The organism is Pseudomonas sp. FW305-3-2-15-C-LB1 (assembly GCF_058787615.1).
On sequence record NZ_JBYSZX010000001.1, the window covers coordinates 83,801 to 103,318 of the forward strand.

16 protein-coding genes are annotated in these 19,518 nt (G+C 61.1%); 10 read left to right on the forward strand and 6 right to left on the reverse strand.

Going from position 1 to position 19,518, the window contains the following annotated elements; all coding sequences use genetic code 11:
• Positions 1 to 2: 2 nt before the first annotated feature.
• Entirely contained in the window at positions 3 to 1,028 is a 1,026-nt protein-coding gene (gene hemH / locus AC3WP7_RS00445; RefSeq protein ID WP_102591633.1) for a ferrochelatase, read from the forward strand.
• Positions 1,029 to 1,087: 59 nt separating this feature from the next.
• On the opposite strand, the gene AC3WP7_RS00450 is transcribed toward hemH, so the two are convergent.
• Both AC3WP7_RS00450 and algW read right to left on the reverse strand, forming a co-directional pair.
• Positions 1,088 to 3,184 (reverse strand): TonB-dependent siderophore receptor, encoded by a 2,097-nt coding sequence (locus AC3WP7_RS00450; protein WP_093529241.1) that lies wholly within the window; start codon positions 3,182 to 3,184, stop codon positions 1,088 to 1,090.
• A 112-nt stretch (positions 3,185 to 3,296) separates the two neighbouring features.
• On the reverse strand, positions 3,297 to 4,451 hold the full coding sequence (algW, locus tag AC3WP7_RS00455; RefSeq protein ID WP_092240619.1) for a Do family serine endopeptidase AlgW: 1,155 nt from the start codon (positions 4,449 to 4,451) through the stop codon (positions 3,297 to 3,299).
• Between the two features lie 101 nt (positions 4,452 to 4,552).
• On the opposite strand from algW, the gene AC3WP7_RS00460 reads away from it, so the two are divergent.
• The 3 genes from AC3WP7_RS00460 (at position 4,553) to cysN (ending at position 8,273) form a co-directional block, all read left to right on the forward strand.
• On the forward strand, positions 4,553 to 5,311 hold the full coding sequence (locus tag AC3WP7_RS00460) for a Nif3-like dinuclear metal center hexameric protein (RefSeq protein WP_071491061.1): 759 nt from the start codon (positions 4,553 to 4,555) through the stop codon (positions 5,309 to 5,311).
• Between the two features lie 136 nt (positions 5,312 to 5,447).
• A complete protein-coding gene (gene cysD, locus AC3WP7_RS00465; protein ID WP_005784641.1) occupies positions 5,448 to 6,365 on the forward strand; it encodes a sulfate adenylyltransferase subunit CysD in 918 nt (305 codons plus the stop codon).
• Between the two features lie 9 nt (positions 6,366 to 6,374).
• Positions 6,375 to 8,273 (forward strand): sulfate adenylyltransferase subunit CysN, encoded by a 1,899-nt coding sequence (gene cysN, locus AC3WP7_RS00470; protein WP_092240621.1) that lies wholly within the window; start codon positions 6,375 to 6,377, stop codon positions 8,271 to 8,273.
• Positions 8,274 to 8,448: 175 nt separating this feature from the next.
• Here the strand turns inward: cysN and yihG are convergent, their stop codons facing one another.
• From yihG to AC3WP7_RS00485, 3 genes are all read right to left on the reverse strand, one after another.
• A complete protein-coding gene (yihG, locus tag AC3WP7_RS00475) occupies positions 8,449 to 9,348 on the reverse strand; it encodes a 1-acylglycerol-3-phosphate O-acyltransferase, YihG family (RefSeq protein WP_092240623.1) in 900 nt (299 codons plus the stop codon).
• Positions 9,349 to 11,448, reverse strand: coding sequence for a phosphate acetyltransferase (pta, locus tag AC3WP7_RS00480; protein ID WP_058423082.1), 2,100 nt, complete (start codon positions 11,446 to 11,448; stop codon positions 9,349 to 9,351).
• Positions 11,449 to 11,527: 79 nt separating this feature from the next.
• A complete protein-coding gene (locus AC3WP7_RS00485) occupies positions 11,528 to 11,818 on the reverse strand; it encodes a DUF3565 domain-containing protein (protein ID WP_102591632.1) in 291 nt (96 codons plus the stop codon).
• Between AC3WP7_RS00485 and AC3WP7_RS00490 the strand changes: the two genes are divergently transcribed.
• The gene (locus tag AC3WP7_RS00490; RefSeq protein ID WP_027606858.1) at positions 11,817 to 12,302 is read left to right on the forward strand and encodes an FKBP-type peptidyl-prolyl cis-trans isomerase; all 486 of its coding nucleotides are present in this window, start codon (positions 11,817 to 11,819) and stop codon (positions 12,300 to 12,302) included. The two genes, AC3WP7_RS00485 and AC3WP7_RS00490, sit on opposite strands and share 2 nt — an antisense overlap.
• Before the next feature lie 176 nt (positions 12,303 to 12,478).
• Here AC3WP7_RS00490 and rpsT read toward each other — a convergent pair whose 3' ends face one another.
• Positions 12,479 to 12,757, reverse strand: a complete 279-nt coding sequence (gene rpsT / locus AC3WP7_RS00495; RefSeq protein ID WP_016976313.1) for a 30S ribosomal protein S20 — start codon at positions 12,755 to 12,757, stop codon at positions 12,479 to 12,481.
• Positions 12,758 to 13,010: 253 nt separating this feature from the next.
• Between rpsT and murJ the strand changes: the two genes are divergently transcribed.
• From murJ to fkpB, 5 genes are all read left to right on the forward strand, one after another.
• Entirely contained in the window at positions 13,011 to 14,549 is a 1,539-nt protein-coding gene (gene murJ, locus AC3WP7_RS00500) for a murein biosynthesis integral membrane protein MurJ (RefSeq protein WP_092240625.1), read from the forward strand.
• Positions 14,550 to 14,668: 119 nt separating this feature from the next.
• A complete protein-coding gene (gene ribF / locus AC3WP7_RS00505; protein WP_170856023.1) occupies positions 14,669 to 15,607 on the forward strand; it encodes a bifunctional riboflavin kinase/FAD synthetase in 939 nt (312 codons plus the stop codon).
• 14 nt (positions 15,608 to 15,621) lie between these two features.
• Positions 15,622 to 18,453, forward strand: a complete 2,832-nt coding sequence (gene ileS, locus AC3WP7_RS00510) for an isoleucine--tRNA ligase (RefSeq protein ID WP_092240629.1) — start codon at positions 15,622 to 15,624, stop codon at positions 18,451 to 18,453.
• Entirely contained in the window at positions 18,446 to 18,955 is a 510-nt protein-coding gene (gene lspA, locus AC3WP7_RS00515; protein WP_058423077.1) for a signal peptidase II, read from the forward strand. Before ileS ends, lspA begins: the two co-directional genes overlap by 8 nt.
• Positions 18,956 to 18,962: 7 nt before the next feature.
• Complete coding sequence (gene fkpB, locus AC3WP7_RS00520; RefSeq protein ID WP_172963313.1) at positions 18,963 to 19,400, forward strand: FKBP-type peptidyl-prolyl cis-trans isomerase; 438 nt, start codon at positions 18,963 to 18,965, stop codon at positions 19,398 to 19,400.
• Positions 19,401 to 19,518 lie beyond the last annotated feature (118 nt).

A 19,518-nucleotide genomic window follows, 5' to 3' on the forward strand; every position in this document is an offset into this window, starting at 1 on the left:
GCATGACGGATCACGCGTTGTTACTGGTCAACCTGGGCTCGCCGGCGTCCACTTCGGTGGCGGATGTGCGCAGCTACCTCAATCAGTTCCTGATGGACCCTTATGTGATCGACCTGCCGTGGCCGGTGCGGCGCTTGCTGGTGTCGCTGATCCTGATCAAGCGCCCCGAGCAGTCGGCGCATGCCTACGCCTCCATCTGGTGGGACGAGGGTTCGCCGCTGGTGGTACTCAGTCGTCGCCTGCAACAGCAGATGACCGCGCAGTGGACCCAAGGCCCGGTGGAATTGGCTATGCGTTATGGCGAGCCATCGATTGAAAGCATGCTGACCCGCCTCGCAGCCCAAGGCATCCGCAAGGTCACCCTGGCGCCGTTGTACCCGCAATTTGCCGACAGCACCGTGACCACGGTGATCGAGGAAGCCAAGCGTGTGGTGCGCGACAAAAAGCTCGACGTGCAATTCTCGATCCTGCAGCCGTTCTACGACCAGCCCGAATATCTCGACGCTCTGGTCGCCAGCGTGCGGCCCTACGTGGAACAGGATTACGACCACCTGCTGCTGAGTTTCCACGGCTTGCCTGAGCGCCACTTGACCAAGCTCGATCCTACCGGCCAGCACTGCTTCAAGGATGCCGACTGCTGCAAGAATGCGTCCGCCGAGGTGCTCAAGACCTGCTATCGCGCGCAGTGCTTCAGCGTCGCCCGCGACTTTGCCGCACGCCTGGGCTTGCCCGAAGACAAGTGGTCGGTGGCCTTCCAATCGCGCCTGGGCCGCGCCAAGTGGATCGAACCCTACACCGAGGCTCGCCTTGAAGCATTGGCCCAGCAGGGCGTGAAAAAGCTGCTGGTAATGTGCCCGGCGTTCGTCGCCGATTGCATCGAGACGCTGGAGGAGATCGGCGATCGCGGGCTGGAGCAGTTCCGCGAGGCCGGCGGCGAGGAGCTGGTGCTGGTGCCGTGCCTGAATGATGATCCGCAGTGGGCGAAGGCGCTCAATACCCTTTGCGAGCGCGCACCGACGGCGCTGTAACCGAACAAAGTGAAGATCAAGGTGTGGGAGGGGCTTGCCCCCTCCCACATTTGGTTTTGTTACAGGTTGAGGGTCAGGCTGACCGTGAAATTGCGCGGTTCGCCCGGGCTGATCCAGTAGTTGCTGTACGACCGCTCGTAATACTTCTCATCAAACAGGTTGTTGAGGTTCAAGCCCACGGTAATGTTGTCGGTGGCCTTGTAATGGGCCAGCAGATCAACCGTGTGGTAGGCCGGCAGCTCGAAACCCGTGCCAGCCTCGCCGGAGCGATCCCCTACATAGGTGAACGCCGCCCCCAGGTCTGAACCCCGCAACGCGCCATCCTGGAACTCATACACCCCCAACAGGCTGCCGCTGCGCTTGGCCACGCCGAGAATCCGGCTGCCGGCGGGAATGGTCGTGTCGCCCTTGGTGACTTCGGCGTCGATGTACGCAAAGGCACCTATTACGCGTACGGCCTCCGTCACTTGCCCCGTCAGTTGCAGGTCGAAGCCCTGGCTACGTGCCTTGCCCATGGCGCGGTTGGTATTGGTGGACGGGTCCAGCGCGAGCACATTTTCCTTTTCGATATGGAACGCGGCGAGGGTGGTGCTGAGGCGATCATCGAACAGTTCGCTTTTGATCCCGACTTCGTAACCCACGCCTTCTTCCGGTTTGAAGGTTTTGCCGTTGGCGTCCAGGCCGCTGTTGGGTTTGAACGAGGTGGAGGCATTGGCGAACACCCCGACTTGCGGTGTGAGCTGGTAAAGCAGGCCGGCGCGTTGGGTCAAGGCGTCGTGGGTTTGCCGGCTCTTGATGTGGTTGCGCGTGAAGTCATCGGTGCTCTGCTCGAAATGCTCGAAGCGCGCGCCAACCATGCCGCGCAGGCGATCGGTGAAGACGATCTGGTCTTGCAGGTTCAGCGCGTGGCTCTTGGTCTGTTCGAAGAAGTCGGTGCCGGAGCGCAGGCCGTTGGGCTTGGGTTGGCCGTAGACCGGGTTGTAGATGTCGATGGCGTAGGCGCTGCCGGCGATAGTGGTCACGCGCTCCTTCTTGCGGTAGTCCTCGTATTCGGTGCCGACCAGCAGTTCGTGCTGCCAACTGCCGATGTCGAACAGGCCGCGCAGTTCGAGTTGGGTAATGCTGTCGTGCCAACCGGTTGAGCGTTCGCGGTAGCGGCGGTTAACGGTATGACCGTCGATGTTCAGCGCACGGTTTTCCGAGGCGTCACCCCACAGGCTGCCTTGTTTGTAGTGGCTGGCCAGGCGCAGTTTCCACGCATCGTTGAGGTGATGCTCAAGGGTGGCCTGGAGACGGTTGTTGTGGTTGTCGATATCGCCGTCGTTGGGTTCGCCGAGGAAGGTGGAGCGAGATACGCCTGGGGCGTCGACGATGCCACGGTCGAAGGTAGAGCTGTGGCGGACGAATTCACTCTCGACGAGCAGACTGGTATCCGGGTCCAGTTGCCAACTGAACGACGGCGCGACGAATACCCGCTTGCTCTGCACGTGATCGCGGAAACTGTGGTTGTCTTCCACCGCCAGGTTGACCCGCGACAGCACGTTGCCTTCGCTGTCCAGCGGGGTGTTCACGTCCACGGCGGTGCGATAGCGGTCCCAACTGCCGGCGCTGGTTTGCAAGGTTGTGAAGGCTTCAGGCTGGGGCTTCTTGGTAACGATATTCACCGTGCCACCGGGATCGCCGCGCCCATACAGGCTGGCGGCGGGGCCCTTGAGCACTTCGATACGCTCGATGTTCGCCGCGTCCGGTGTACTCGGATAGCCACGGTTGGCGCTGAAGCCGTCCTGATAGAACTCCGACGTGGTGAAGCCACGCACGCTGTACTCGTAGAGGGTCAGGCCGCCGAAGTTGTTCTGCTTGGACACGCCGCCGGCAAATTCCAGGGCCCGCTCCACGCTGGTACTGCCCAGGTCCTTGAGCACAGTGGCGGGAATCACGCTGATGGATTGCGGGATGTCGCGAATGGCGGCGTCGGTTTTTGTCGCACTGGCGGAGCGGGTGGCACGGTAGCCTTTGACCGGGCCGGTGGTGGACTCATAGGCATCGGTGGTGACGCTGATGGTATCGAGTTCCAGGGTGTTTTCTTCGGCGAAGGCGGGGTCGAGCAACAAACCCAAGGCCAGGCCAGCCAAGGGGGCGATTCTTCGAGACGGCATGATAGAGCGTTCCAATAGCGATATTGAAACAATATAACATGCCTAATGAGAATGAATTGCTTTGAAATATCTGTTTACAGGTGCCCGAGAGCGGGCACCTGTTCAAGGTGGCTTATTGCTCTTCCTTGACCGGCGCAGGTGGCGGACGCAGCCCGATTTCCGCCAGCAGCTTGATCTCTTTGCCGTTGCGCATGACCTGGATCGCCACCTTATCGGTCGGCTTGATCCGTGCCACCTGGTTCATCGACTTGCGGCCATCACCGGCCGGTTCGCCGTTGATGCTGAGGATCACATCCCCCAGTTGCAGGCCGGCTTTCTGTGCCGGGCCATCGCGGAAGATCCCGGCGACCACGATGCCTGGGCGTCCGGTCAAGCCAAACGACTCGGCCAGTTCCTTGGTCAATGGTTGTACTTCAATCCCCAGCCAGCCGCGAATCACCTGACCATGCTCGATGATCGACTTCATCACCTCCATCGCCAACTTCACCGGGATCGCAAACCCGATGCCCTGGGAGCCGCCGGACTTGGAAAAGATTGCCGTATTGATGCCCGTCAGGTTGCCATTGGCGTCCACCAATGCGCCGCCGGAGTTACCTGGGTTGATCGCGGCGTCGGTCTGGATGAAGTCTTCGTAGCTGTTGAGGCCCAACTGGTTGCGCCCGGTAGCGCTGATTATGCCCATGGTCACGGTCTGGCCTACGCCGAACGGGTTGCCGATGGCCAGCGCCACGTCACCCACGCGCAAACCGTCGGAACGGCCGAGGGTGATCGACGGCAGGCTCTTCAGGTCGATCTTCAGTACCGCGAGGTCGGTTTCCGGGTCGCTGCCCACTACGCGGGCCAGGGTTTCGCGGCCGTCACGCAGGGCGACCACGATCTGGTCGGCGCCAGTGGTCACGTGGTTATTGGTGAGGATGTAACCTTCGGGGCTCATGATCACCCCGGAACCCAGGCTGGATTCCATGCGACGCTGCTTGGGCCCGTTGTCACCGAAGTAACGGCGGAACTGCGGGTCTTCAAACAGTGGATGGGCCGGTTTGTTGATGACTTTAGTGGTGTACAGGTTGACCACGGCAGGAGCGGCGATCACCACGGCATCGGCGTAGGTCACCGGGCCTTGCACCACCGAGTTGCTTTGCGGCGCCTGTTGCAGGTTCACATCCAGGCTGGGCAGACCCACCAGCTCGGGGTAACGCTGAATAATCAGCATCGCGATCAGCACGCCAGCCAGCAATGGCCATCCAAAAAAACGCAGCGCCTTGAGCATCAAGTAAGTCCTGACAGGTTGCAGGGGGCGGGAGAGCGCCCATAATGTCGCGCATTATACGAGGCTGTGACGCCTGCGAACCGGATATTTAGGAGTCTTTTATGGCCGTCCCCCTTACCACCCTCGTCGAGGAAGCAGACCGCTACCTCGGCAGCGCGAAAATTGCCGACTACTGCCCCAATGGCCTGCAGGTCGAGGGCCGGCCCCAGGTCATGCGCATCGTCAGCGGCGTGACCGCCAGCCAGGCCCTGTTGGACGCGGCCGTCGAAGCCCAGGCTGACCTGGTCCTGGTGCACCACGGTTACTTCTGGAAAGGCGAAAACCCTTGCATCACTGGCATGAAGCAGCGCCGCCTGAAGACGTTGCTCAAGCATGACATCAGCCTGCTGGCCTACCACCTGCCGCTGGACCTGCACCCCGAGGTCGGCAACAACGTGCAGTTGGCCCGTCAGTTGGACATTACCGTCGAGGGCCCGCTGGACCCGGACAATCCCAAAATCGTCGGGCTGGTCGGCTCGCTCGCCGAGCCCCTGTCGCCCCGCGACTTTGCACGCCGCGTGCAGGACGTCATGGGCCGCGAGCCATTGCTGATCGAAGGTAGCGAGATGATCCGCCGCGTCGGCTGGTGCACCGGTGGTGGCCAGGGCTACATCGACGACGCGATTGCGGCCGGTGTCGACCTGTTCCTCAGCGGCGAGGCTTCCGAGCAAACCTTCCACAGCGCCCGCGAAAACGACATCAGCTTCATCGCCGCCGGTCACCATGCCACTGAGCGCTACGGCGTACAGGCGCTGGGCGATTACCTGGCGCGGCGCTTCGCGTTGGAGCATTTGTTCATCGACTGCCCCAACCCGATTTGAGGGCCAAACCTGGGGGCATATTCATATACCGTTTCGGTCTAGTAGGCCGCCTGAATAGAAGCAGGTGCTGTGCTAGCATGCCCCGCTCGAACACGGCCCGCTGGCCGTCCATAAGATCGTTTTTCCGTGAGTAACCATGGTCGACAAACTGACGCATCTGAAACAGCTGGAGGCGGAAAGCATCCACATCATCCGCGAGGTCGCCGCCGAGTTCGACAACCCGGTGATGCTCTACTCGATCGGTAAAGACTCCGCCGTGATGCTGCACCTGGCGCGCAAAGCCTTCTTCCCGGGCAAGCTGCCGTTCCCGGTGATGCACGTCGACACCCGCTGGAAATTCCAGGAGATGTACAAGTTCCGCGACAAAATGGTCGAAGAACTGGGCCTGGACCTGATCACCCACGTCAACCCGGACGGCGTGGCGCAGGGCATCAACCCCTTCACCCACGGCAGCGCCAAGCACACCGACATCATGAAGACCGAAGGCCTCAAGCAGGCCCTGGACAAGCATGGTTTCGACGCAGCCTTTGGCGGTGCCCGTCGCGATGAAGAGAAATCCCGCGCCAAAGAGCGCGTGTACTCGTTCCGCGACAGCAAGCACCGCTGGGACCCGAAGAACCAGCGCCCCGAGCTGTGGAACGTCTACAACGGCAACGTCAACAAGGGCGAGTCGATCCGCGTGTTCCCGCTGTCCAACTGGACCGAGCTGGACATCTGGCAGTACATCTACCTGGAAGGCATTCCAATCGTGCCGCTGTACTTCGCCGCCGAACGTGAAGTGATCGAAAAGAACGGCACGTTGATCATGATCGACGACGACCGCATCCTCGAGCACCTGTCCGACGAAGACAAAGCCCGAATCGTCAAAAAGAAAGTACGTTTCCGTACCCTTGGCTGCTACCCGTTGACGGGCGCGGTGGAGTCCGAAGCCGAGACGCTGACGGACATCATTCAGGAAATGCTCCTGACGCGAACTTCCGAGCGCCAGGGCCGTGTCATCGACCACGATGGTGCCGGCTCGATGGAAGATAAAAAACGTCAAGGCTATTTCTAAGGGGCTGTCATGTCGCATCAATCTGATTTGATCAGCGAGGACATCCTCGCCTACCTGGGCCAGCACGAGCGCAAGGAAATGTTGCGCTTCCTGACCTGTGGCAACGTCGACGACGGCAAGAGCACCCTGATCGGGCGCCTGCTGCACGACTCCAAGATGATCTACGAAGATCACCTGGAAGCCATCACCCGCGATTCGAAGAAATCCGGCACCACCGGTGACGACATCGACCTGGCCTTGCTGGTCGACGGTCTGCAGGCCGAGCGGGAGCAGGGCATCACCATCGATGTCGCCTACCGCTACTTCTCCACCGCCAAGCGCAAATTCATCATCGCCGACACCCCCGGCCATGAGCAGTACACCCGCAACATGGCCACCGGTGCCTCCACCTGTGACCTGGCGATCATCCTGATCGACGCGCGCTACGGCGTGCAGACCCAGACCCGTCGTCACAGCTTCATCGCCTCGTTGCTGGGCATCAAGCACATCGTGGTGGCCGTCAACAAGATGGACATCAATGGCTTCGACCAAGGCGTATTCGAGCAGATCAAGGCCGACTACCTGAAGTTCGCCGACGGTATCGCCTTCAAGCCGAGCACCCTGGCCTTCGTGCCGATGTCGGCGCTCAAGGGCGACAACGTGGTGAACAAGAGCGAGCGTTCGCCCTGGTATACAGGCCAGTCGCTGATGGAGATCCTCGAAACCGTCGAGATCGCCAACGATCGCAACTACACCGACCTGCGTTTCCCGGTGCAGTACGTCAACCGTCCGAACCTGAACTTCCGTGGTTTCGCCGGCACCCTGGCCAGCGGCATCGTGCACAAGGGCGATGAAGTCGTGGTGCTGCCGTCGGGCAAGAGCAGTCGCGTCAAATCCATCGTCACCTTCGAAGGTGAGCTGGAGCACGCCGGCCCTGGTCAAGCGGTGACGCTGACCATGGAAGACGAGATCGACATCTCCCGTGGTGACCTGCTGGTACATGCCGACAACGTGCCGCAAGTGACCGACGCCTTCGACGCCATGCTGGTGTGGATGGCCGAAGAACCGATGCTGCCGGGCAAGAAGTACGACATCAAGCGCGCCACCAGCTACGTGCCGGGTTCCATCACCAGCATCGTGCATCGCGTGGACGTGAACACCCTGGCTGAAGGCCCGGCGAGTTCGTTGCAGTTGAATGAGATCGGCCGGGTCAAGGTCAGCCTTGATGCGGCCATCGCCCTGGACGGCTACGACAGCAACCGCACCACTGGCGCGTTCATTGTTATCGACCGCCTGACCAATGGCACGGTGGCTGCGGGCATGATCATCGCGCCGCCGGTCAATCATGGCGGCTCTGCGCAACACGGCAGCCTTGCGCATGTCGCCACCGAGGAGCGCGCACTGCGCTTCGGCCAGCAACCGGCGACCGTACTGTTCAGCGGCCTGTCTGGCGCCGGCAAGAGCACCCTGGCCTATGCGGTCGAGCGCAGGCTGTTCGACATGGGGCGTGCGGTATTTGTGCTGGATGGCCAGAACCTGCGCCACGACCTGAACAGGGGCTTGCCGCAGGACCGTGCCGGTCGCACCGAGAACTGGCGTCGTGCCGCGCATGTGGCGCGTCAGTTCAACGAAGCGGGCCTGCTGACCCTGGCTGCGTTCGTTGCGCCGGATGCCGAAGGCCGTGAACAGGCCAAGGCGTTGATCGGCGATGATCGCCTGCTGACCGTCTATGTGCAGGCCTCGCCACTGGTGTGCGCCGAGCGTGATCCGCAAGGCCTGTACGCGGCCGGTGGGGATAACATCCCGGGCGAATCCTTCCCGTACGACGTGCCGTTGAATGCCGATCTGGTGATCGACACCCAGGCCCTGTCGCTGGAAGAGAGCGTCAAGCAAGTGCTGGAGCTGTTGCGTCAGCGCGGCGCGATCTAACCCTCGCGGCCACGAAAAAGCCCGCCACCGAGTGATCGGTGGCGGGCTTTTTACCTATTAACAAATGTGCACACTGCCAATGTGGGAGCTGGCTTGCCTGCGATAGCGGCCTGCCAGTTGATATATTTACAACAGATCCACCGCTTTCGCAGGCAAGCCAGCTCCCACATTTTGATCACTGTTTACCTGGGAAGTCTTTGTGCAGCTTTTCCAGCAGTTGGTCCTTGTCTTCCCACAACCGATTGATCCACCCCTGGAACGCCAACCGATACGTCCCATCCTGCTCATAATTCTTGCCAATGAACTCAGCCGGAATCTGCACTTCCTCAAAGTGCACCACCACGTCCCGCACATTCCCGCACAGCAAATCCCAATAACCTGGGCGCCCAGCCGGGTAGTGAATGGTCACGTTCACCAGTGACTTCAACTGCTCCCCCATGGCATCCAGCACAAACGCGATGCCTCCGGCCTTGGGCTTGAGCAGGTAGCGGAACGGCGATTTCTGCTGGGCATGTTTACCGGCAGTAAACCGCGTGCCCTCGGCAAAGTTGAAAATACCCACGGGGTTGTCGCGAAACTTCGCACAGGTCTTGCGGGTGGTTTCCAGGTCCTTGCCTTTCTTTTCCGGGTGTTTTTCCAGGTAGGGCTTGGTGTAGCGCTTCATGAACGGGAAGCCCAGCGCCCACCACGCCAGGCCAATTACCGGCACCCAGATCAGCTCCTGCTTGAGGAAGAACTTCAGTGGGCGAATCCGCCGGTTCAGCACGTATTGCAGCACCATGATGTCGACCCAGCTCTGATGGTTGCTGGTCACCAGGTACGAGTGCTGGTAGTCCAGCCCTTCCAGCCCGGTGATGTGCCAGCGGGTGCGCCGTACCAGGTTCATCCAGCCCTTGTTGTTGGTCACCCAGGCCTCATGGGTGTGGTTCATCAGCCATTCGCTGAAGCGCTTGGCAAACGGCAAGGCCTTGAACAACGCCACGATAAACAGGAACGAACACAACAGGATCGTATTCAGCGCCAACAACAGCGACGCGATCACCCCGCGCACGGCGGCAGGTAGAAAATCCAGCATTTAGATATCCATAGGTCGGTTGGCGGCTTGGATCGCAGTCAGTGCGATGGTGTACACGATGTCGTCCACCTGGGCGCCGCGCGGCAGGTCGTTGACCGGTTTGCGCAGGCCCTGGAGCATCGGCCCCAGGCTCACGCAATCGGCACTGCGCTGCACGGCCTTGTGCGTGGTGTTGCCGGTGTTCAGGTCGGGGAACACAAACACTGTGGCCTTGCCGGCGACCTGGCTGTTGGGGGCCAATTGCCGGGCCACGTTTTCGTTGGCGGCGGCGTCGTATTGCAGCGGGCCGTCGATCAGCAGCGAGCTTTGCTGTTCGTGGGCGAGCAGGGTAGCTTCGCGGACTTTTTCCACTTCCTCGCCGCTGGCCGAATCGCCGCTGGAATAGCTGATCATCGCCACGCGCGGGGTGATGCCGAACGCAGCCGCCGAGTCAGCGCTTTGCAGGGCGATCTCCGCCAGTTCGGCGGCGCTCGGGTGCGGGTTCATCACGCAGTCGCCGTACACCAGCACCTGCTCGGGGAACAGCATGAAGAATACCGATGACACCAGGGTGCAGCCCGGTGCGGTCTTGATCAGCTGCAGGGCAGGGCGGATGGTGTTGGCGGTGGAGTGAATGACGCCAGACACCAGGCCGTCCACCTCATCCAGTGCGAGCATCATGGTGGCGATCACCACGGTGTCTTCCAGCTGTTGCTCAGCCATGGGGGCGTTGAGGCTTTTGCTCTTGCGCAGCGCCACCATCGGCTCGACATAGCGTTGGCGGATCAGGTCCGGGTCGAGAATCTCCAGGCCTTCGGGCAATTCGATGCCCTGGGCGCGGGCAACCGCTTCCACATCAGCCGGCTTGGCCAGCAGCACGCACCGGGCAATGCCCCGCGCCTGGCAGATCGCGGCGGCTTGCACGGTCAGCGGCTCGCTGCCTTCGGGCAACACGATGCGTTTGTTGGCAGCCTGGGCGCGCTGGATCAGCTGGTAGCGGAACACCGCCGGCGACAGGCGCATTTCCCGTGGTGTGCCGCAACGTTGGTGCAGCCAGCGCGCATCGAGGTGGCTGGCAACGAAATCCGTGATGATTTCCGCGCGCTCGCGGTCATCAATCGGGATTTCCTTGTTGAGGCTGTTGAGCTGGTTGGCGGTGTCGTAGGAGCCGGTACTCACCGACAGCACCGGTAGCCCGGCCTGGAACGCGCCACGGCACAGCTCCATGATGCGTGGGTCGGGCAGGGTGTCGCTGGTCAGCAGCAGGCCGGCCAGGGGGACGCCGTTGATCGCGGCCAGGCTGACGGCGAGGATGATGTCGTCGCGGTCGCCGGGGGTCACCACCAGCACGCCGGGCTTGAGCAGCTCCACGGTGTTGCGCATGGTGCGCGCGCAAATGATGATCTTGGTCATGCGCCGGGTTTCGTAGTCGCCGGCGTTGAGGATCTGCGCGCCCATCAGGTCGGCCACGTCGCGGGTACGCGGTGCGTTGAGTTCCGGTTGATAGGGAATGCAGCCGAGCAGGCGGAAATCACCGCTGCGCAACAGCGGCGAATGTTCTTTCAGGCGCGCCGAGAAGGCTTCCATGCTTTCGTCGGTGCGCACTTTGTTGAGGATCACGCCGAGCACTTTCGGGTCTTTCGGGCCGCCGAACAGTTGGGCCTGCAATTCCACGCGACCTGAGAGTTCGGTGAGCACCTCGTTTTCCGGGGCGGACACCAGGATCACTTCCGCATCCAGGCTCTTGGCCAGGTGCAGGTTGACCCGCGCCGCATAGCTGGCGCTGCGGGTGGGTACCATGCCTTCGACGATCAATACGTCCTTGCCCACGGCGGCTTGCTGGTACAGCGTGATGATCTCTTCGAGCAACTCGTCGAGCTGGCCGTCGCCGAGCATGCGCTCTACGTGGGCAAGGCCCAGCGGCTGCGGCGGCTTGAGGCCGTGAGTGCGCGCTATCAGTTCGGTGGAGCGCTCGGGGCCGGTGTCGCCGGGGTGCGGCTGGGCAATCGGCTTGAAAAAACCGACTTTCAGTCCGGCCCGTTCAAGGGTACGCACCAGCCCAAGGCTGATGGAGGTCAGACCCACACCAAAATCGGTGGGCGCGATAAAAAAAGTCTGCATGCGGATTCTCTGGAGGTGCATGGCTTGGGTGGCGCTCTATGGCTGAGCGTCTACCGCGAATCAGGCGCCAAGGTTATCGTTATTCGCGCTCCCGCGCACACCAGCCGCAGGCAAAGGGCTGGCCTATTTTTTCAATACGTTGCGCGGGGTCCTGTACCCAGGCGCGTGACTGCCACGGCGGCTGGTGGCGCAGGTGCTGGGTGTGGCCGCAGGACAGCTCGGCAACCCAGTGCTGGTCGTCGTCCTGGTGGAACCCGATGATGAAGGATGCCGTTGATCGGTCCCGTCTGTCCGGGTTCTGTTCGCTTTCGGGCAAATCCTTGTTTAGACTTGTCCGTTCTTCATTCTTATGCAAAAGGTCTCGCCCCATGACGATCGCCGCTAACAAGGCTGTCTCCATCGACTATACCCTGACCAACGACGCTGGTGAGGTCATCGACAGCTCAGCCGGCGGCGCGCCGCTGGTCTACCTGCAAGGCGCAGGTAACATCATCCCAGGCCTGGAAAAGGCCCTGGAAGGCAAGAGCGTCGGTGATGAGCTGACCGTTGCCGTAGAACCTGAAGATGCCTACGGCGAGTACTCGGCCGAACTGGTCAGCACCCTGAGCCGCAGCATGTTCGAAGGTGTCGACGAGCTGGAAGTGGGCATGCAGTTCCACGCTTCCGCGCCGGACGGCCAAATGCAGATCGTCACCATCCGTGATCTGGACGGCGACGACGTCACCGTCGACGGCAATCACCCGCTGGCTGGTCAGCGCCTGAACTTCCAAGTGAAGATCGTTGCCATCCGCGACGCTTCCCAGGAAGAAGTGGCTCACGGCCACGTTCACGGTGAAGGCGGTCACCACCATTGATTGTGGTTTGATCAATCGGTAGCAAAAACGCCCCGACTGGTTCGGGGCGTTTTTTTGCGCTTGAAAAAATGTGGGAGGGGGCTTGCCACCTCCCACAACAAAAATGCCCCGGACCTTTCGGTACGGGGCATTTCTTAACTGTTTCGCAACCGGGGCTGCGTGGCAGTTGTTACCACTTAGGCTGCAGCAGCAACGCTCAGAGCCTTGATGTGGCCATTCAGGCGGCTCTTATGGCGAGCGGCCTTGTTCTTGTGGATGATGCCTTTATCGGCCATACGGTCGATAACTGGCACAGCCAGAACGTAAGCAGCTTGGGCTTTTTCAGCGTCTTTGGTGTCGATGGCTTTAACTACATTCTTGATGTAGGTACGAACCATGGAACGCAGGCTGGCGTTGTGGCTGCGACGCTTCTCAGCCTGTTTTGCACGTTTTTTGGCGGAAGGTGTGTTGGCCACCGTCGAGCTCCTCGAAAGACTTTTTAGGAAATAGCAAACAAAATAGGCCGCGAATCATGCCGATGACTTGATGGGTTGTCAAGGGCGGCTGATGCGAACTGCTGAGTGGTCGATCTGAAGAGGCGGGTGATTTATTTCCGGCGCTTGACCTGTAAACTCGCGAGCTTTGGCTCTGTGCTGTTGCAGGCGCGCAGTATCGCATAAGTGGGCGCTTTGTACGCCTGCTCTTTATCTAAAGGCGCAAACTCTTTCAATGAATCTGCTCAAATCGTTGGCCGCCGTCAGCTCTATCACGATGATCTCCCGGGTCCTGGGGTTTGTGCGTGACACCCTGCTGGCGCGCATTTTTGGCGCCAGCATGGCCACGGATGCCTTCTTTATTGCGTTTAAATTGCCCAACCTGCTGCGGCGGATCTTCGCTGAAGGTGCGTTCTCCCAGGCATTCGTGCCGATCCTGGCCGAGTACAAGACCCAGCAAGGCGAAGAAGCCACCCGCACCTTCATCGCCTACGTTTGCGGCCTGTTGACCCTGGTGCTGATGCTGGTGACCATCCTTGGCATGCTCGCCGCCCCCTGGGTGATCTGGGCCACGGCCCCCGGTTTTGCCAATACCCCGGAAAAATTCGCGCTCACCACTGATCTGCTGCGAGTGACCTTTCCTTATATATTGCTGATCTCCCTGTCATCCCTGGCCGGGGCGATCCTCAATACCTGGAACCGCTTCTCGGTGCCAGCCTTCGTGCCGACCCTGCTGAACGTCAGCATGATCATCTTCGCGCTGTTTCTCACGCCGTACTTCGACCCGCCAGTGATGGCGCTCGGCTGGGCCGTATTGGCCGGTGGCCTGGCGCAACTGCTCTACCAACTGCCACACCTGAAAAAGATCGGCATGCTCGTATTGCCACGCCTGAACCTCAAGGACACTGGCGTATGGCGCGTGATGCGCAATATGCTGCCGGCGATCCTGGGTGTTTCCGTAAGCCAGATTTCCCTGATCATCAACACGGCGTTCGCCTCGCTGCTGGTATCGGGCTCGGTGTCGTGGATGTACTACGCCGACCGCCTGATGGAGCTGCCGTCCGGCGTGCTCGGCGTGGCCCTGGGCACGATTTTGTTACCGACCCTGTCGCGCACCTACGCCAGCAAGGACCGCCAGGAATACTCGCGCATCCTCGATTGGGGCCTGCGCCTGTGCTTCGTGCTGGTGTTGCCGTGCGCACTGGCCTTGGGGATCCTGGCTGAGCCGCTGACTGTGTCACTGTTTCAATACGGCCAATTCGATGCCCACGACGCACTGATGACGCAACATGCCTTGGTCGCCTATTCCGTCGGCTTGCTCGGCATCATCGTGATCAAAGTGCTCGCCCCAGGCTTCTACGCCCAGCAAAACATCCGTACTCCAGTGAAAATCGCGATTTTCACGCTGATCGTCACGCAACTGCTCAACCTGGTGTTTATCGGTCCGCTGGCCCATGCCGGCCTGGCCCTGGCCATCAGTGCGGGCGCGTGCATCAACGCAGGGCTTTTGTTTTACCAGTTGCGCAAGCAGCAGATGTTCCAGCCACAGGCCGGCTGGGGCCTGTTCACCCTCAAGCTGCTGGTGGCGGTCGGGGCGATGTCGGCCGTGTTGCTGGGGTTGATGCACTTCATGCCCGCTTGGGATGAGGGCCATATGCTGGAGCGCTTCCTGCGCCTGGGTGCGCTGGTCGTTGCCGGTGTGGTGGTGTACTTCGGGATGTTGCTGCTGCAAGGCTTCCGATTGCGGGATTTCAATCGCAAGTCCCTGGGTTAGAGAGTTTGCCGCGATAAAACGGTTGTTTTATCGATTCGACCCATTTGGCCTGTTCAGTTGCCTGTCGTCCGGGGCCGGGTGTGGTTATAATCGACCACTTTATGAGCAAGAAGCGCGTTATGCAGCTGGTTCGAGGTCTCCACAACCTGCGCCCCGAGCATCGGGGCTGCGTCGCCACTATTGGCAACTTTGACGGTGTTCACCGTGGCCACCAGGCTATCCTGGCCCGGCTGCGCGAACGTGCGGTCGAGTTGGGCGTGCCCAGCTGCGTGGTGATTTTCGAGCCGCAGCCGCGGGAATACTTTACGCCCGAGACTGCGCCGGCACGCCTGGCCCGTCTGCGCGACAAGCTGCAGTTGCTGGCTGAAGAGGGCGTGGACCGCGTCCTCTGCCTGGCTTTCAACCAGCGTTTGCAAAGCCTCAGTGCGGCCGAGTTCGTCGACCGCATCCTGGTCGATGGCCTGGGCGTACAGCATCTGGAGGTCGGCGACGACTTCCGTTTCGGTTGCGACCGCGTCGGGGATTTCGATTTCCTGCAACAGGCCGGCGTCAACCAGGGTTTTACCGTCGAAGCCGCGCAAACCGTCGAATTGGACGGCCTGCGCGTGAGCAGTACCCAGGTGCGTAACGCACTGGCCGCCGCCGACTTCGCCTTGGCCGAGCGTTTGCTCGGTCGCCCGTTCCGCATTGCCGGACGGGTCCTGCACGGCCAGAAGCTGGCGCGCCAACTGGGCACGCCAACCGCCAACGTGCAACTCAAGCGCCGTCGTGTGCCGCTGACCGGGGTTTACCTGGTAAGCGTCGCCATCGACGGCCAATCGTGGCCGGGAGTCGCCAACATAGGCGTCAGGCCCACGGTTGCAGGTGATGGCAAGGCCCACCTGGAAGTACATTTGCTGGATTTTGCCGGTGATCTGTATGACCGGCGTTTGACGGTGGTTTTCCACCAAAAGCTGCGTGAAGAGCAGCGTTTCGCCTCCCTTGAGGCGTTGAAAACGGCGATCAATGCGGATGTCGCCGCCGCCCGTGCACTAGCCGCACCTAGCGCCCATCGCTAACCGAAGAGCCTTAAATGACCGACTATAAAGCCACGCTAAACCTTCCGGACACCGCCTTCCCAATGAAGGCCGGCCTGCCACAGCGCGAACCGCAGATCCTGCAGCGCTGGGACAGTATTGGCCTGTACGGAAAGTTGCGCGAGATTGGCAAGGATCGTCCGAAATTCGTCCTGCACGACGGCCCTCCTTATGCCAACGGCACGATTCACATCGGTCATGCGCTGAACAAGATTCTCAAGGACATGATCCTGCGCTCGAAAACCCTGTCGGGCTTCGACGCGCCTTATGTCCCGGGTTGGGACTGTCACGGCCTGCCGATCGAACACAAAGTCGAAGTGACCTACGGCAAGAACCTGGGCGCGGATAAGACCCGCGAACTGTGCCGTGCCTACGCCACCGAGCAGATCGAAGGACAGAAGTCCGAGTTCATCCGCCTGGGCGTGCTCGGCGAGTGGGATAACCCCTACAAGACCATGAACTTCAAGAACGAGGCCGGTGAAATCCGCGCCTTGGCCGAAATCGTCAAGGGCGGTTTCGTGTTCAAGGGCCTCAAGCCCGTGAACTGGTGCTTCGACTGTGGTTCGGCCCTGGCTGAAGCGGAAGTCGAGTACGAAGACAAGAAGTCCTCGACCATCGACGTGGCCTTCCCGGTCGCCGACGACGCCAAGCTGGCCGAGGCCTTCGGCCTGGCAAGCCTGGGCAAGCCGGCCGCCATCGTGATCTGGACCACCACCCCGTGGACCATCCCGGCCAACCAGGCGCTGAACGTGCACCCGGAATTCACCTACGCCCTGGTGGACGTCGGTGACCGCCTGCTGGTGCTGGCCGAAGAAATGGTCGAAGCCTGCCTGGCCCGCTACGAGCTGCAAGGGTCGGTCATCGCCACCACCACCGGCTCCGCGTTGGAACTGATCAATTTCCGTCACCCGTTCTATGACCGTCTGTCTCCAGTTTACCTGGCGGACTACGTTGAACTGGGCGCCGGCACTGGCATCGTTCACTCCGCGCCCGCTTATGGCGTGGACGACTTCGTGACCTGCAAAGCCTACGGCATGGTCAACGATGACATCCTGAACCCGGTGCAGAGCAACGGCGTGTACGCACCGTCGCTGGAGTTCTTCGGCGGCCAGTTCATCTTCAAGGCCAACGATTCGATCATCGAAAAACTGTCGGAAGTCGGCTCGCTGCTGCACACCGAAACCATCAAGCACAGCTATATGCACTGCTGGCGGCACAAGACCCCGCTGATCTACCGCGCCACCGCGCAGTGGTTCATCGGCATGGACAAAGAGCCGACCAATGGCGACACCCTGCGTGTCCGCTCGCTCAAGGCCATCGAAGACACCAAGTTCGTCCCGGCCTGGGGCCAGGCGCGCCTGCACTCGATGATCGCCAACCGCCCTGACTGGTGTATATCGCGCCAGCGTAACTGGGGCGTGCCGATCCCGTTCTTCCTGAACAAGGAAAGCGGCGAGCTGCACCCACGCACCGTCGAGTTGATGGAGCAAGTGGCCCAGCGTGTCGAACAGGAAGGTATCGAAGCCTGGTTCAAGCTGGACGCCGCCGAACTGCTGGGCGATGAAGCGCCGCAGTACGACAAGATCAGCGACACCCTCGACGTGTGGTTCGACTCGGGCACCACTCACTGGCATGTGCTGCGCGGCTCGCACCCGATGGGGCACGAAACCGGCCCGCGTGCCGACCTGTATCTGGAAGGTTCGGACCAACACCGCGGCTGGTTCCACTCGTCGTTGCTGACCGGTTGCGCCATCGACAACCATGCGCCGTACCGCGAACTGCTGACCCACGGCTTCACCGTCGACGAGACGGGCCGCAAGATGTCCAAGTCGCTGAAGAACGTGATCGAGCCGAAAAAGATCAACGACACCCTGGGCGCCGACATCATGCGTCTGTGGGTCGCGTCGACCGACTATTCGGGCGAGATCGCCGTGTCGGACCAGATCCTGGCTCGCAGCGCCGATGCCTACCGTCGTATCCGTAATACCGCGCGCTTCCTGTTGTCGAACCTGACCGGGTTCAACCCGGCCACCGACCTCCTGGCGGCCGAAGACATGCTCGCCCTCGACCGTTGGGCGGTGGACCGTACCCTGTTGCTGCAGCGCGAGTTGCAGGAAAACTACGGCGAATACCGTTTCTGGAACGTCTACTCGAAGATCCACAACTTCTGCGTGCAGGAGTTGGGTGGTTTCTACCTCGACATCATCAAGGACCGCCAGTACACCACCGGCGCCAACAGCAAGGCGCGCCGTTCGGCGCAGACCGCGCTGTATCACATCAGCGAAGCGCTGGTGCGCTGGATCGCGCCGATCCTGGCGTTCACCGCCGACGAGCTGTGGGAATACCTGCCGGGCGAGCGCAACGAGTCGGTGATGCTCAATACCTGGTACGAAGGCCTGACCGAACTGCCGGCTGACTTCGAACTGGGCCGCGAGTACTGGGAAGGCGTGATGGCCGTGAAGGTTGCGGTGAACAAGGAGCTGGAAGTGCAGCGTGCGGCCAAGGCCGTCGGTGGCAACCTGCAAGCCGAAGTCACCCTGTTTGCCGAAGACGGCCTCACCGCCGACCTGGCCAAGCTGAGCAACGAACTGCGCTTCGTGCTGATCACTTCAACCGCGAGCCTGGCGCCATTCGCCCAGGCCCCGGCGGACGCGGTTGCCACCGAAGTGCCGGGCCTCAAGCTCAAAGTGGTCAAGTCGGCCTTCCCTAAATGCGCCCGTTGCTGGCACTGCCGTGAGGATGTTGGCGTGAACCCTGAGCACCCGGAAATCTGCGGTCGTTGCGTCGACAACATCTCGGGCGCTGGCGAGGTTCGCCACTATGCCTAACGCCAGTCGTTTCGGACGTCTGGGCTGGCTCGTACTGAGTGTGCTGGTCCTGGTCATCGACCAGGTCAGCAAGGCTCATTTCGAAGGCTCCCTGCAGATGTTCCAGCAAATCGTGGTGATCCCGGATTACTTCAGCTGGACCCTGGCCTACAACACCGGCGCCGCCTTCAGCTTCCTGGCTGACAGCGGTGGCTGGCAGCGCTGGCTGTTTGCCCTGATCGCCGTGGTGGTCAGTGCGGTGCTGGTGGTGTGGCTCAAGCGCCTGGGTCGCGATGACACCTGGCTGGCCATCGCCCTGGCCCTGGTGTTGGGCGGCGCGCTCGGCAACCTGTATGACCGCATTGCCCTGGGCCATGTGATCGACTTCATCCTGGTGCATTGGCAGAACCGCCATTACTTCCCGGCGTTCAACTTCGCCGACAGCGCCATCACCGTCGGTGCAATCATGCTGGCGCTGGATATGTTCAAAAGCAAGAAAACCGGAGAGACCGTCAATGACTGATCAGGTATTGGCTGAGCAACGCATCGGCCAGAACACGGAAGTCACTTTGCATTTTGCACTGCGCCTGGAGAATGGCGACACGGTCGACAGCACGTTCGACAAAGCCCCGGCCACCTTCAAGGTCGGCGACGGCAACCTGCTGCCGGGTTTCGAAGCGGCCCTGTTCGGCTTCAAGGCCGGCGACAAGCGCACCCTGCAGATCCAGCCGGAAAACGCCTTTGGCCAGCCCAACCCGCAAAACGTGCAGATCATCCCGCGTTCGCAGTTCCAGGACATGGACCTGTCGGAAGGCCTGCTGGTGATTTTCAACGATGCGGCCAATACCGAACTGCCGGGTGTGGTGAAAGCTTTTGATGACGCGCAAGTGACCATCGACTTCAACCATCCGTTGGCCGGTAAAACCTTGACGTTCGACGTTGAAATCATCAGCGTTAAAGCGATCTAACTGACAAAACCGGCGCCTGCGGGCGCTGGCTTGTGTGGGAGCTGGCTTGCCTGCGATAGCATCACCCTGGTGTACCTGATACACCGAGGTGCCTGCATCGCAGGCAAGCCAGTTCCCA

What these genes read in the sequence shown, in the direction of transcription:
- murJ (WP_092240625.1), top strand. Translation starts at nt 13,011, where the DNA reads ATGAATCTGCTCAAATCGTTGGCCGCCGTCAGCTCTATCACGATGATC.
- AC3WP7_RS00460 (WP_071491061.1), top strand. Translation starts at nt 4,553, where the DNA reads ATGGCCGTCCCCCTTACCACCCTCGTCGAGGAAGCAGACCGCTACCTC.
- AC3WP7_RS00490 (WP_027606858.1), top strand. Translation starts at nt 11,817, where the DNA reads ATGACGATCGCCGCTAACAAGGCTGTCTCCATCGACTATACCCTGACC.
- AC3WP7_RS00450 (WP_093529241.1), bottom strand. Translation starts at nt 3,184, where the DNA reads ATGCCGTCTCGAAGAATCGCCCCCTTGGCTGGCCTGGCCTTGGGTTTG.
- AC3WP7_RS00485 (WP_102591632.1), bottom strand. Translation starts at nt 11,818, where the DNA reads ATGGGGCGAGACCTTTTGCATAAGAATGAAGAACGGACAAGTCTAAAC.
- lspA (WP_058423077.1), top strand. Translation starts at nt 18,446, where the DNA reads ATGCCTAACGCCAGTCGTTTCGGACGTCTGGGCTGGCTCGTACTGAGT.
- pta (WP_058423082.1), bottom strand. Translation starts at nt 11,448, where the DNA reads ATGCAGACTTTTTTTATCGCGCCCACCGATTTTGGTGTGGGTCTGACC.
- cysD (WP_005784641.1), top strand. Translation starts at nt 5,448, where the DNA reads ATGGTCGACAAACTGACGCATCTGAAACAGCTGGAGGCGGAAAGCATC.
- ileS (WP_092240629.1), top strand. Translation starts at nt 15,622, where the DNA reads ATGACCGACTATAAAGCCACGCTAAACCTTCCGGACACCGCCTTCCCA.
- hemH (WP_102591633.1), top strand. Translation starts at nt 3, where the DNA reads ATGACGGATCACGCGTTGTTACTGGTCAACCTGGGCTCGCCGGCGTCC.
- algW (WP_092240619.1), bottom strand. Translation starts at nt 4,451, where the DNA reads ATGCTCAAGGCGCTGCGTTTTTTTGGATGGCCATTGCTGGCTGGCGTG.
- cysN (WP_092240621.1), top strand. Translation starts at nt 6,375, where the DNA reads ATGTCGCATCAATCTGATTTGATCAGCGAGGACATCCTCGCCTACCTG.
- yihG (WP_092240623.1), bottom strand. Translation starts at nt 9,348, where the DNA reads ATGCTGGATTTTCTACCTGCCGCCGTGCGCGGGGTGATCGCGTCGCTG.
- ribF (WP_170856023.1), top strand. Translation starts at nt 14,669, where the DNA reads ATGCAGCTGGTTCGAGGTCTCCACAACCTGCGCCCCGAGCATCGGGGC.